The sequence below is a fragment of the Arthrobacter sp. K5 genome, assembly GCF_040448525.1.
GTDB lineage: Bacteria > Actinomycetota > Actinomycetes > Actinomycetales > Micrococcaceae > Arthrobacter > Arthrobacter globiformis.
This window is the reverse complement of the sequence record NZ_CP159279.1, coordinates 760,175-773,115: the sequence shown is the minus strand read 5'-3', so window position 1 is coordinate 773,115 and position 12,941 is coordinate 760,175. Positions and strand designations below refer to the sequence as shown.

10 protein-coding genes and 1 pseudogene are annotated in these 12,941 nt (G+C 65.5%); 6 read left to right on the top strand and 5 right to left on the bottom strand.

Features of this window, described 5'->3' with window-relative positions; translation table 11 throughout:
• Positions 1-25 precede the first annotated feature (25 nt).
• On the top strand, positions 26-499 hold the full coding sequence (locus ABRP34_RS03345; RefSeq protein WP_353712258.1) for a VOC family protein: 474 nt from the start codon (positions 26-28) through the stop codon (positions 497-499).
• A 231-nt stretch (positions 500-730) separates the two neighbouring features.
• Positions 731-1,411: a glycoside hydrolase family 16 protein gene (locus tag ABRP34_RS03340; protein ID WP_353713298.1), complete on the top strand. Its 681-nt coding sequence runs from the start codon at positions 731-733 to the stop codon at positions 1,409-1,411.
• A 61-nt stretch (positions 1,412-1,472) separates the two neighbouring features.
• Here ABRP34_RS03340 and ABRP34_RS03335 read toward each other — a convergent pair whose 3' ends face one another.
• From ABRP34_RS03335 to ABRP34_RS03320, 4 genes are all read right to left on the bottom strand, one after another.
• A complete protein-coding gene (locus ABRP34_RS03335; RefSeq protein WP_353712257.1) occupies positions 1,473-3,233 on the bottom strand; it encodes a thiamine pyrophosphate-dependent enzyme in 1,761 nt (586 codons plus the stop codon).
• A gap of 50 nt (positions 3,234-3,283) precedes the next feature.
• Positions 3,284-4,798, bottom strand: coding sequence for an amino acid permease (locus ABRP34_RS03330; protein WP_353712256.1), 1,515 nt, complete (start codon positions 4,796-4,798; stop codon positions 3,284-3,286).
• Positions 4,799-4,861: 63 nt separating this feature from the next.
• Positions 4,862-5,794, bottom strand: coding sequence for a glutaminase (locus ABRP34_RS03325; protein WP_353712255.1), 933 nt, complete (start codon positions 5,792-5,794; stop codon positions 4,862-4,864).
• Complete coding sequence (locus tag ABRP34_RS03320; protein WP_353712254.1) at positions 5,791-7,389, bottom strand: helix-turn-helix domain-containing protein; 1,599 nt, start codon at positions 7,387-7,389, stop codon at positions 5,791-5,793. The genes ABRP34_RS03325 and ABRP34_RS03320 overlap by 4 nt, the downstream gene beginning before the upstream one ends.
• A gap of 199 nt (positions 7,390-7,588) precedes the next feature.
• On the opposite strand from ABRP34_RS03320, the pseudogene ABRP34_RS03315 reads away from it, so the two are divergent.
• A pseudogene (locus tag ABRP34_RS03315) lies at positions 7,589-8,271 on the top strand (cyclodeaminase/cyclohydrolase family protein).
• A gap of 369 nt (positions 8,272-8,640) precedes the next feature.
• On the opposite strand, the gene ABRP34_RS03310 reads toward ABRP34_RS03315, so the two are convergent.
• Positions 8,641-9,435 (bottom strand): MBL fold metallo-hydrolase, encoded by a 795-nt coding sequence (locus ABRP34_RS03310; RefSeq protein ID WP_353712253.1) that lies wholly within the window; start codon positions 9,433-9,435, stop codon positions 8,641-8,643.
• Positions 9,436-9,572: 137 nt separating this feature from the next.
• Between ABRP34_RS03310 and ABRP34_RS03305 the strand changes: the two genes are divergently transcribed.
• The 3 genes from ABRP34_RS03305 (at position 9,573) to egtB (ending at position 12,940) form a co-directional block, all read left to right on the top strand.
• On the top strand, positions 9,573-10,205 hold the full coding sequence (locus ABRP34_RS03305) for a dihydrofolate reductase family protein (protein ID WP_353712252.1): 633 nt from the start codon (positions 9,573-9,575) through the stop codon (positions 10,203-10,205).
• 103 nt (positions 10,206-10,308) lie between these two features.
• Positions 10,309-11,601, top strand: coding sequence for an ergothioneine biosynthesis glutamate--cysteine ligase EgtA (egtA, locus tag ABRP34_RS03300; protein ID WP_353712251.1), 1,293 nt, complete (start codon positions 10,309-10,311; stop codon positions 11,599-11,601).
• The gene (egtB, locus tag ABRP34_RS03295; RefSeq protein WP_353712250.1) at positions 11,591-12,940 is read left to right on the top strand and encodes an ergothioneine biosynthesis protein EgtB; all 1,350 of its coding nucleotides are present in this window, start codon (positions 11,591-11,593) and stop codon (positions 12,938-12,940) included. The genes egtA and egtB overlap by 11 nt, the downstream gene beginning before the upstream one ends.
• Position 12,941: the final 1 nt, after the last annotated feature.

Genomic DNA, 12,941 nt, shown 5'->3' with positions numbered 1-12,941 from the left:
GGGCCCCACGAAGGAGGAGAGCAGCGTGCAGAAAATCACACCCTGCCTGTGGTTCGACAACCAGGCGGAGGAAGCGGCCGAATATTACGTGTCCGTCTTCGACAATGCCTCGATCACCAGCGTCTCACGCTTCGGTGAGGGCGGCCCCGGCCCGGCAGGCCAGGCCGTCGTCGTCGAATTTGAAATCGAGGGCCAGACTTTCCAGGCCTTGAACGGGGGACCGGCGTTCTCCTTCAGTGAGGCGGTGTCCTTCGTGGTGGACTGCGGCTCGCAGGAAGAGGTTGACCGCTACTGGAACTCCCTCACGGACGGCGGCAGTGAGAGCCAGTGCGGCTGGCTCAAGGACAGGTACGGCGTTTCGTGGCAGATAGTGCCGAAAGTTCTCAGCCAGCTGATCAACGGGCCCGACCCAGCCGGCGCCCAGCGCGCCGTCCAGGCCATGCTGGGCATGCAGAAGCTGGAGATCGCAGAACTCCGGCGGGCATACAACGGCGGGTAGTTCCCCGGACAGCCGGCCACCCAGCACCCCAAGGTTTTTCCAAGAAGTATCAGTACCCTGTGGGCAGGGTACTGGACAGTACTGAACAGGATGCGTTGGGCGGGGCGCTGCGAAGGCTGCAAACCGAGGTGAGTCATGCTGTGGAGAAGAAGGCTGGCAACGGCAATCATCGCTGCCGTTACGTTGAATGTGGCGGCAGTAAACCTGAACGGAGACTACTCCGTGGGAACCATGGACGGGGCAGTCGCAGCGACTGTCGCGCCGAACGTGCAGGCCGCAGTCCTGCGCAACTGGGGTCCGGTGGTGGCCGGAGACGAGTTCAACTACCTGGGAGCGCCCAACCCGCTGAAGTGGAAGGTGTATGACAGCGTCGGCCATGACGGCAACGGGATCCGCAGCCCCAAAGCGGTGAAGATTATATACGGGGCGGCCTTCATCACCGGCGACGCCAATGGCACCACCGGCGGGATGTCCGCCAGGTTCGCCCAGCAGAAGTACGGCCGCTGGGAAACCAGGATGAGAACCACTGTGCGGGACGTGGAGTACCACCCGGTGGTGCTGCTGTGGCCCAATGACAACAACTCGCCGAACTGCGCCGAGATTGACTACGCGGAGGCGCTGGGCAACGTCAACGTGATCAAGTTCAGCCTCCATTACGCCTGCACGCGGTCCAACTTTCAGACGCGGGCGGCCAAGGCCATCGACCTTACCCAGTGGCACAATTACGCCCTGGAGTGGACCCGGACCGGAATCACCGGCTATATCGACGGGGTCCCGTGGTTCATCGACACTAATCCGGCCCACCTGCCGACCGTGGGCATGCATCAGACGCTCCAGCTCGACTGGTTCCCGGACGGAACCGTCACTACTCAGACCCAGATGATCGTCGACTGGGTACGCGTTTACCGGTAGCACGGAGCAGAAAAGTTCTCCGGGGGACGACGGCGGGAGGTCCCGCCGTCGTCCGTTTCCGTCAGGCGGTGGCCTGGTAGGCCTTGACCCGCTGTTCCACCACGAGGTGGATGAGGGCGAAGACGCCGTCCTCCTCGATGGCGGCCAACGCCGCGTCCAGGGCGGCCGGAATGTCCTTGTCCTCGGTAACCGTAATGCCGAAGCCGCCAAAGGCCGTGGCCATCATGCCGAAGTGCGGATTCTTCAGCTGGGTGCCGGACACACGTTCGGGATAGTGCCGCTCCTGATGGGTACGGATGGTGCCGTACTCCTGGTTGTCCATGACGATGACCAGCGGCGTGGCGCCGTACTGGGCCGCGGTGGCGAGTTCCTGGCCGTTCATAAGGAACTCGCCGTCGCCGGCAACAGTGACAACGCGGCGCCGCGGCTCAGCAAGTGACGCCGCGACGGCAGAGGGGATGGAATAGCCCATGGAGCCGTTCCGGGCGCTGACCATTGAGGCGTAGCGGCGGGTGGGGAAGTACCGGTGGGCCCAGTTTGTGTGCTCGCCCGCCCCGAACGTCACCAGGGCATCCTCAGGCAGCTTGGGGACCAGGTGTGCCATCAGGGTGTCCATCCGGGCCGGTCCGGGGGCGGGGACGGGTGAGGGGAGCGCAGCGAACGACTCCTGCTCCGCCCTCATCCGGCCTGTCCACGCCTTCCACTCCTCCTTAACCTGCACGTCGATGCCGGCCAGGTCGCGGACGAAGGCCTCGGGTTTCGCCAGGATCTGCCGCGAGACGGGGCCCGAACGGCCGCGCAGTGAGGGGTCGATGGTGACCAGGAAGTTCTTCTTGCTCCAGTCCTGCCGGCAGACGAATCCGTCCGTAATCACGTCTCCCGGGACAGTACCCACAAAGACGAGAAGGTCGGTTTCCTCCAGCAGGTCGTAGGTGGGGCGCGGGCGGCCGTAACCGATGGGACCCACATAGGACGGGGAGTCAAAGGAGACTGTTCCCTGGGTGCGCCATTCAGCGGCGGCTGGAATCTGGTGCCGCTCCAGCCATGCGGTCAGCTGATCAGCTGCGGACTGGGTCCAGTCGTTGCCGCCGGTCACGAACAGCGGCTTGTTGGACACAGCCAGTGCAGCCTTCAGTGCCTCGGCGTCGTTGCTGCTCATGCCGCCGGCGGCCACCGGGATGGGCGGGTGCAGCGTCGGATCAATCAGGTCCCGGAGGATGTCTTCGGGCAGGCCCACCACCACTGGCCCCGGCCGGCCGCTCATGGCGGCAAACATGGCCTCAGCCACAATTTCGGATGCCCGCTCCGCGTGGTCGAGGACCATGACGCGTTTGGCACCGGTATCGAACCACGCTTTGATGTCGAACTCCTGGAAGGCCTCGCGGTCCCGGTGCGCGAACGGAATCAGGCCCACGAACAGCAGCATCGGTGTCGAGTCCTGCCAGGCCGTGTGCAGCCCCACGTGCGCGTTGGCTGCACCGGGTCCCCGGGTGACCATCGCCACCCCGGGTCGCTGGTTCATTTTGCCGTCAGCCTCTGCCATGTACGCCGCCCCGCCCTCGTGCCGGCAGACAATGGTTTCAATGTCGGAGCTGTGCAGGCCGTCCAGGACGTCAAGAAAGCTTTCACCGGGCACCACATAGGTGCGCTCCACGCCATGGGCCGCGAGTGAATCGACGATCACATGCCCGGCGGACTTCAGGGCCGCGTGCGGTGCAGGCACGCTCTCGGGGCCAGCCTGGCGGAAATCTTGTCCGCGGGCCCGGTCAAGATTGGGGCGGTTGTCGGTGGCGGTCTGGGGGGACTGGGACTCTGTTGTCATGTGCTTTCTTTGGCTATTCGGCGGGCGGGCGGGTGTAAAGCTGCGGATCTTTATTTGATGGGGGTCGGGTTGGCGATGACGGGGGACATGCCGGTGAAGCCTTCGCGGGCTTCGGCGATTTCGTGGATGCGTTTGCGGCAGGCGTACCAGCCGGCGGTCATGAGGGCGGTGGCGATGAGGGTGACCAGGAGGGTCAGGGGTGAGTCGATGAAGACCATGACGAGGACGCCGAGGAGGAAGAGCAGGGAGAGGTAGCCGGTGTAGGGTGCGCCGAACATCCGGAATGAGGGTCGTTTGAGCCAGCCTTTGTCGGCCCAGCGTTTGAGTTGGATCTGGCACAGGACGATGGTGGCCCAGGTGACGATGATGCCGACGGAGGCGATGTTCAGGACGATTTCGAAGGCCTGGGCGGGGACGAGGTAGTTCAGGGGGACGCCGAGGAGGGAGACGCCGGCGGTGATGGCGATGCCGCCGTAGGGGACGCCGGCTTTGTTCATGCGTTGGGCGAATTTGGGGGCGGAGCCGGCGACGGACATGGAGCGCAGGATCCGGCCGGTGGAGTAGAGGCCGGCGTTGAGGGAGGACAGGGCGGCGGTGAGGACGACGAGGTTCATGATGACGTCCACGCCCTGGATGCCGATGGAGCCGAAGAACGTCACGAAGGGGCTGACGCCTTTTTGGTAGGAGGTGTAGGGCAGGAGCAGGGCGAGGAGGATGACGGAGCCGACGTAGAACACGGCGATGCGGAAGACCACGGAGTTGATGGCTTTGGGCATGATCTTTTCGGGGTTTTCGGTTTCGCCGGCGGCGGTGCCGACGAGTTCGATGGAGGCGTAGGCGAACAGGACGCCTTGCATGAGGATGATCATGGGCAGCAGGCCGTTGGGGAAGATGCCGCCGTTGTCGGTGATCAGGCTGAAGCCGGTTTCCTGGCCGGGGACGGGGGTGCCGAAGATGACGAAGTAGGTGCCGATGAGCAGGAATGCGACGAGGGCGGCGACTTTGATGATGGCGAACCAGAATTCCATTTCGCCGAAGACCTTGACTGAGACGAGGTTCAGGCCGAGGACGACGATGAGGGCGGTCAGGGCCCAGACCCATTGGGGGACGTCGGCCATCCAGGGGATGTAGTTGCCGAAGAAGTTCATGTAGAGGGCGGCGGCGGTGATGTCCACGATGGTGGTGGTGGCCCAGTTGATCCAGTAGAACCAGCCGGAGACGAAGGCTGCTTTTTCGCCGAAGAATTCGCGGGCGTAGGAGACGAATGAGCCTGAGGAGGGCCGGTGCAGGACCAGTTCGCCGAGGGCGCGCAGGATGAGGAAGGCGAAGAAGCCGCAGACGGCGTAAGCGATGACCAGGGACGGGCCGGCGGCGTTGAGCCGGCCGCCGGCGCCGAGGAACAGGCCGGTGCCGATCGCGCCGCCGATGGCGATCATCTGGATCTGCCGCGGCTTCAGGCTCTTGTGGTAGCCCTTGTCCTCGGCATGGAGAAGGTTTTCCGTGGCGTGCGAATGGCCGCCGTCAGCATCGTACTGAGCAACCTCGTCATTGGGGTTGTTGGACATGGGTGATCCTTTCGACCGGTTGAAGGTCTAACTGAGGGTGGAACAGGAAAGTGCGGGGAACGCTTAGAAAACAGACCAGCCCGTGCGGTCCGAAAGGTCGGCGAGCGCGGCGCTGCCCGCCAGGGAATTGCCTTTTGCGTCCAGGCGGGGGCTCCAGACGGAAATGGCGCAGTGGCCCGGGACAATGACCAGGATGCCGCCACCCACGCCGCTTTTTCCTGGCAGTCCTACCCGGTAGGCGAATTCGCCTGCCGCGTCGTACATGCCGCAGGTCAGCATGATGGACCCAATGCGTTTCGCCTCGCTCCGGGACACCACGGTCCCCGACGTTCCGCGGCCTTCCCGGGCGAGGAAGAGCCCTGCCTTGGCCAGTTCCGCGCAGGTCATCATGATGGAGCACTGGCGGACGTAGTTTTCCACGACAGCCTCGGCGGACTGCCTGAGGTTGCCGAAGTCTTTGAGGAAGTGGGCAAGGGCCAGGTTGCGGCTGCTGTTGGAAAGCTCACTGACCGCGGCTGCCTCGTCGATGAACGGCCCCGGTTCTCCCGTTTGTCCGGTGAGGAAGCGCAGGACCGCGGTGGCGGCGTCGGGCGTCTCTTCCATCAGACGGTCGGTGACCACCAGGGCGCCGGCGTTGATGAACGGGTTCCGCGGGATGCCGTGTTCCACTTCGAGCTGGACCAGGGAGTTGAAAGCGGAGCCGGACGGTTCGCGGAGCACCCTCGACCACAGCGCTCCGGAACTGTCGCGGCGCAGGGCCATAGCCAGGGTGAACACCTTGGAGATGCTCTGGATGGAGAAGGGGACATCAGCGTCCCCTGAGGTGAAGATCTCCCCGGCCGCGGTGGCCACAGCTATTCCGAATCTGCTGAACGGAACCGCCGCCAAGGAAGGGATGTTGGCCGGAACAGAACCGGCTTCCCTTGGCGGCCTGTGGCTGCGGACGATGTCATCGAGCATCGGGCCCAAGGGCGGAGCATCGAGTGCCGTGGTCATGTCCTGCCTCGAAGGTCTTTATGGATGGCGGCCCATTCCTGAATATGCAGCAGGGCCACCAGTGCATCACGCGGATTGCCAAAGTCCAGGCCCGTGACCCGGGCGGCCTTGCTGATCCGGTAGTAGACGGTGTTCTTGTGCAGTGCCATGCGTTTCGCGCATTCGGCCACGTCGAGCGAGGCGTCGAAGTACACAAGCAAGGTTTCCGCGAGGTCGCCGTCGTCCCGCAAAAGGGCGGAGAGGCTGCGGTGACGGAACGTCGAGGACAGAAAATTCCGGACGGCGTCACGGAAGAGGATTTCTCCCTCGAAGTCAGCCACCGTGGCCACGGTGGTGTCAGGGGAGGTGCTGACGCAGTCCAGCAGCGCCTCGGTGATCGGGGTCACCGTGTGGAGAGTCAACAGGTCCGGTGCCACCGGGCCGACGGCGGCAAAGGCGCTGATGCCCAGGTGCTTGCCGGCGTCCCGGATGATGGAGTCGGCCAGGCTCCGCAGCCCGGGTTCCGCCGCAGTGGACTGGAGCCCCGGGACGATCACCGCAGTATCGCCCCTGAATTGCCCGACGACGGCGCATGCCTTGTAAGCGGCGGCGTGGATGGACGCCAGACTGGCGAGTTCGCCGTGCTTGAGTGCGGCATCATCAGCCTGCGTGTCCGCGCCGGACATACCGATCAGAATGAGCGCGGCTGGCCGTTCCGCCGGAATTTTCCCGCTGTGGGCACTGGCGGCAGCCTCCGCGGGGCCGGACAGGATCCGCGCAATACGGTCTTCGCGCATGTGCACCGACTGCTGGTTACGGTGCCGGATCAGCTCGGCGGAGGCCCGGGCCGCGGATCCCGTCAGCACGTAGTCAACATCCGCGCCGAATCCGTCCCCGGTCTCCTGAAGCCAGATGTAGCCCATGATCCGGTCACCGGCGAAGAGCGTGATGGCCACGCGTTCCCGCAATCCGTCCTGTGGCCGGGCCGGCACACGCACAGGCAGCCGGGTTCTGTGCAGCTCGCGGTAAGCGCCGAGGTCCTTGAGCAGCAGTTCGTATTTCCGGGGGCCGCGCCGGGTCAGGATGGATGCCTTGCGCAGTTCGTCGATGTCGTTCGAGACGGTGGAGTAGGCCAGGACCTTGTTGGCGGCATCCTCGATAACCACGTGGCTGGAGGTCAGCCGTGCAGTGGTCTGGGCGATGGCGAACAGGTCCTCTTCCAGCAGTGTCAGCACTTCGCTCTGGTAACTGCGCGGCTGGATCCGGTCCTTCGCGATCGACAGCAGCCGGTCCCAATCGGCAGCCGGGTCCACCAGCAGCAGCCCGCTGCCCGCTGCGGCCAGCAGTTCTTCGGCGTCGGTCAGCTCCTCACGGGTCCCCTTGACCGCGACAACCTGCGGCGGATTCTTCAGCAGCCGTCGCAACGCGGGCAAAGCCGAGCGGCCGCGGACGCCGATCAGCAGGACAAAGGCTGTGCCGGCGTCGGACGTTTCATCATCAGCGTCGACGATCAAGAACCGTTCGATGCCCGATCGGTCAGGGGCTGGTCGCAGGATGAGGCTGGCGAAACCCAGCGGGAAATCCGAAAGGATATCGTCCACCGTAACCGCGGGCATGGGCTTCCTTCTGCGTCGATCCACCCGGACGGCTCTGTCCGGTCACCTCATGCTATCGAGCCGGGATCAGCCGAAATATGTGACAGAACCCAAATAGGTTTGTATGTTTTCGGTTTCCGGTCCAATGCGCCGCACGTTTTCGTTCCCGGCTGGCCCGTCGTCCTGACAGTGCAGCGGGGGCTTCGGGCAGACTGGTGCCATGAGTGATGATTCGAAGGCGGTTACGACCCGGCGGTCGACAGTTGAGGACTGGACGCGGGCTTTGGCGGAGTCCGTCGGTTCCCCGGGCGGCGGCGCCGGGGCGGGCGTGATGCTCGCCATCGCCGCGTCCCTGGCACCATGGTCGCCGGATACACGGAAGCTGACGGGCACCAGCGGCAGGAACTGGCTGATGTTCATGCCCGGGTGCGTTCGCTGCGGGAAGCCGCCCTTCGGCTGGCCGACGAGGACGCCTCGGCGTCCCAGGCTTTCGGCGCCGCCTTCCGGCTGGAGCCGGGGCCGGAACGGGAGAACGCGATACACGGGGCGTCCGTAGACGCCGCCAAGGCCTCTGCCGTGCTCGGCGAGCACGCCATCGATGCCATTGCGGACCTGGAGTGGCTGGCGTCCAATGGTAATCAGGCCCTGGTTGCCGACGTCGTCGTCGCCTTCGGGGCCCTGCGGGCAGCAGTGACCGGTGCCCGGACCAACGTGAGTTTCGACCTCGCCGCGCTCACCTCCGCAGGTCGCACCCTTGAACAGATTCGGGACGAGCAGCCGGCCCTGTGGTCGACAGTAGGGGACCTCGACGCCGCAGTCGAGCGGATCGACCGGCTGACGGCCGAGGTGGACCGCCGTTCCGCTCCTGCTGGTTCCGGTTCCCAGGGCGAAACCCGTCGGTGACAGGCGGCGGGGGTTTAGCCGGCCAGCTGGCCGGGATCCGATGCAGGGACAATCGTGTGTCCCAGCGCCGAACCGAACAGTTCACGGGCTCACACCCGTTGGCCCTGATCCAGAACAGCTCTCCCGAGGGCGTGACGGTTTCCACGTGGCCCACTCGGATGACCATTCCTGCTCTTTCCACCCTGACCTCTGTCCCGATGAGGTCGCGGGCGTCATGTGTGCTTCCTGCAGCTGTCCCCGGCGTCACTGTCGGTGGCTCCTTCGCTTCGAACGGCGTTGGCCTGACCCTTGGGTCCGGACCAGATAAATGAACATCATTCATTTTATGCGGTCCGGGGCGTTATTCATAGCGGCAACGCCCGGAGTTGCTCAGGCGCCTTCGGGGTTCGGCGCCGACGGCCGGCTGCGCAACGTTTCCAGTGCTTCAGCCAGAGGCCTGCAGAGAGCAGCACCATGGCCCGGCAGCACCACCGAGGCGTCCATTTCGTCTAAGCGATGGGTGGCTGCGAGCGCCTGTGCCGGGTCGGTGTGGAACATGGGATGCAGCATCTGCGGGCCGGCTGTCCGGCTCAGCGGATGGCCGCTGGCGAACGAATCACCCACGGCTATCGCCCCGGCTTCAGGAAGCAGGATCGCGACATTGCCCGGTGTGTGCCCAGGCAGCAGGACAGCCTCCGGCTTGCCGGGAAGGTCTCTCAACGTGTCGGCGGTCCAGGCCTGGGCCTCCGTTGCGGGCTTTGCCTTGAGGGCTCCCGACCTGATGACATGGACCATCCAGCGGAACACGCGGGGCCGCCAGGCGCGGACGATGACCTGGCCGAACGTGACCTGGTGTTGTTCCCTCCCCTGGACGTGGGCCAGCTCCTCCGGCGCGCACAGGACGGGTGTGCCATAGGTTTCGGAGAAGTAGGCCGCCGAGCCGGTGTGGTCCACGTGGCCGTGCGTGATGAGCATGGCCCGGGCATCCGTCGGCCGCAGGCCCAGACGGCGGATGGAATCAAGGACCAGCGGACGGTCGGACGGGTAGCCGCTGTCGATGATCATGAATCCGGTCTCGTCGCGGACCACGATCCAGTTTGATGCCGGTCCCTCGACGAAAAAGACACCGGGGGACGGCTCGGACGTACTGGAGGAGGCCTGCCATCTATGGGTTTGCTGCTTCACATGCACATCCTAGCCACCGGCCTGCGGGGCCCGGTGCCCATTTCGCCCTCGCGTGGCTACCGCAAGTGTGCTTGTCTGTAGCAAGCAGCGCAGATCCGTCAGGGGTCCGCGGCCGTTGTTCGACGAGGTGACACGACATGAGGTTGACCACCACGACCAACGTCTCGGTTGACGGGGTCATGCAGGGGTTGGGCGGACCCGACGAGGACCGCAGCGGTGGCTTCGACCGTGGCGGATGGGCCATTCCGCTTCTCGACGCCGAAGCAGGGGACTATCTCAACCAGGTCTACGGCGGGGCGGATGCGTTCCTCCTCGGCCGCCGGACGTACGAGATCTTTGCAGGGTACTGGGGAGTGATGCCCGACCCGGACACCAACCCGATTGCCGCCGCGCTGAACAGCCGCGCCAAGTACGTGGTGTCCACCACTCTGGCCGACCCTCGGTGGGCGGGCACGACTGTCCTGCAGGGCGACGTTGCCACAGCCATCGCTGAACTGAAGACGAGTCACGACGGCGAGCTGCTGGTGCCGGGCAGCGGCGCCCTCGTCAGATGGCTGCTGGCCAACGACCTGGTCGACCAGCTCGACCTGGTCACCTACCCCGTCGTCGTCGGCCAGGGAACACGGCTGTTCCCCGATAGCGGTCCCGACATCGCGCTCGAACTGGTCAGCTCGCGGTCCACGTCCCGGGGGATCACCATCCAAACATATCGGCCCAGCGGGCGGCCGGAGTACGCGGCGTCCACCTTCGGCCCAGAAGACGTGTTCTAGCCGCGCCGATGATGGCGGTTTCCGGTGGCCGGACCGTTGACAAGGCCAAAAGGGGGCTGTTTAGCTTGCCGCCAGAAGACTACCGCCGTCGAAGGAGCGCCGCGTGAACTCCGCTTTGCAGGCCGGGCGCGACATCCGCCCGCTTTCCGAGTCCGAGGCCGAGGTGTATGTGGCCTCCGTGTGTTTCAAGACCGGACCGCCGGGCGCCGCCGGCGTGGAGGTCGAGCGAGTGGTACACGACGTTGTGGATCCACAGATCCCGGTTCCGGTGGCACGGCTGAGCGCGGCCATGGCGGCATCTCCCGGGCCGCTGCCCGGCGGCGGGGTCATCACCTTTGAACCAGGGGGCCAACTGGAGGTGAGCTCCGCCTGCGCCCCCGGTCTTCCAGCCCTCGTCGCGGCGACCCGGGCAGACCTGGCAGCCGTTGCGGCCCGGCTCTCAAGGGCTGGTCTTTGCTTCGGACCTATGGCCCTGGACCCCGGCCGTCCAGCTGTGCGGTCATTGGCGCACCCGCGGTACGCGTCCATGGAACGGCACTTCGACCGTTTCGGCCCGGCCGGACGAACCATGATGTGCTCCACCGCTTCCCTTCAGGTTTCACTGGAAGCCGGATTCGACACTCCGGGATCCACCGGTGCAGTGCAACGCTGGCACCGCCTGCATAATCTCCTTCCGGTTTTCGTCGCGATGTTCGCGAATTCGCCTTTCCTTCACGGCATCCCCAGCGGATGGCACAGCAACCGGCAACGCACCTGGCTGGACATTGACCCGACGAGGACCGGCGCCGTCCCTCGTTCGGAGGATCCACGCCAGGCGTGGGCGCGCTACGCCCTCGACGCTCTCGTCCTGTGCATCCCGTCCGAGGAGGCCTGCTGGGATCCGCCACGGGAGCTGACGATGCGCGACTGGCTGCAGGGGAGGGGACCCAGGCCGGCAACGCTGGCCGACCTGAATTACCACCTGACAACCCTTTTCCCGCCGGTGCGGCCACGCGGATTCATGGAGCTCAGAGTGATCGACGCACAGGCAGGGCACGACTGGGAACCGGTCACGGCGATCGTCACAGCGCTCATGGACGACGAACTCGCTGCCGATCTCGCCGCAGACGCCTGCGAGCCCCTTGCTGCGCTGACCGATCCCATGCGGACTGCCGCCCGCGACGCGCTGACGGATCCCGTGCTCGCCGCCGCGGCCATCCGCTGCGCCGAGGCCGCCCTGATGGCGCTTCCCCGGTTAGGAGCGGACGCGTCAACCCGCAGACGGGCCGAACGGTTCGTGGAACGCAATACGGGGCGGAGCCGGTGCCCGGCGGACGAGCGCCTGGACGTGTGGCGAAGAACCGGCAGCTGGTTTGCCCGACCAGAGCCTGACGAGGAGGCCGACAATGCGGAGTGAGCTTTCCGGAGCACCTGCCGATCCCGAAACTCTCAGGACCTTCATCGCCGACGGGCTGGAACGGGCCCGGAACCGAACCCATGCGCTGACCGACTGCGACGAGGAAGATCTCCTAAAGCAGCACTCACCGCTCATGTCACCACTGGTCTGGGACCTCGCACATGTAGGCAGCCAGGAGGAACTCTGGCTGGTACGTGACGTCGGCAAGATGGAACCGCTGCGGTGCGATCTCGACCAGATGTACGACGCGTTCCAGCATCCGCGGAGCAGCCGCACGACGCTGCCGCTGCTATCGCCGCAGGAGTCACGCAAATATATCGCCGAGGTCCGCGACAAGGCGCTCGACATTCTGCAGCGGACCCCCTTGGAAGGCTCACCGCTGGTGAACCGGGGTTTCGCCTTCGGAATGATCATCCAGCACGAGCAGCAGCACGACGAAACAATGCTTGCCACGCACCAGCTCCGTAAAGGGACGCCGGTCCTCCACGGTCAACCTTTCGCGCCCGGCGTCGGACCCCAGGATCTGCATGCCCTTCCACAGGAGGTTCTCATCCCTTCAGGGCCATTCACCATGGGGACGTCAGTGGAACCGTGGGCACTGGATAACGAACGCCCGTCCCATACAGTGGACGTGCCCGCCTACTGGATCGACACCCTTCCGGTGACCAATGGCGCCTACCGGCATTTCATAGACGACGGCGGCTACCGGAATCCCCGCTGGTGGACCCCGGAAGGCTGGGATCACTGCAGGGACGCCGGGCTGGCGGCTCCCAAGTACTGGGAACGCGACGGCGACGGCTGGAGCAGGACCCGGTTCGGCGTCGTCGAGCCTGTTCCGGACGATGAACCGGTGCAGCACGTGTGCTGGTTCGAAGCGGCCGCCTACGCCCGGTGGGCAGGGCGCCGGCTCCCGACCGAAGCCGAATGGGAAAAGGCGGCGCGCTTTGATCCCCGGTCCGGGCGTTCCCGGCGCTACCCGTGGGGGGATGAGGATCCTGCACCTCACTACGCCAATCTTGGCGGGTCAGCCCTCCGCCCGGCTCCGGCAGGCTCCTTTCCCGCGGGGGCCTCGCCACTGGGAGTGCGGCAGCTCATCGGCGACGTCTGGGAATGGGTCTCCAGCGACTTCCGCCCGTATCCCGGATTCACCGCATTCCCGTATCCGGAATATAGCGAGGTGTTCTTCGGGTCCGACTACAAGGTGCTCCGGGGAGGGTCCTGGGCGGCAGATCCCGCCGCCTGCAGGGGCACTTTCCGGAACTGGGACTATCCGATCCGCCGGCAGATTTTTGCCGGATTCCGCACAGCGCGCGACGTGACTCCGGTGGAGGGCCGCTAGC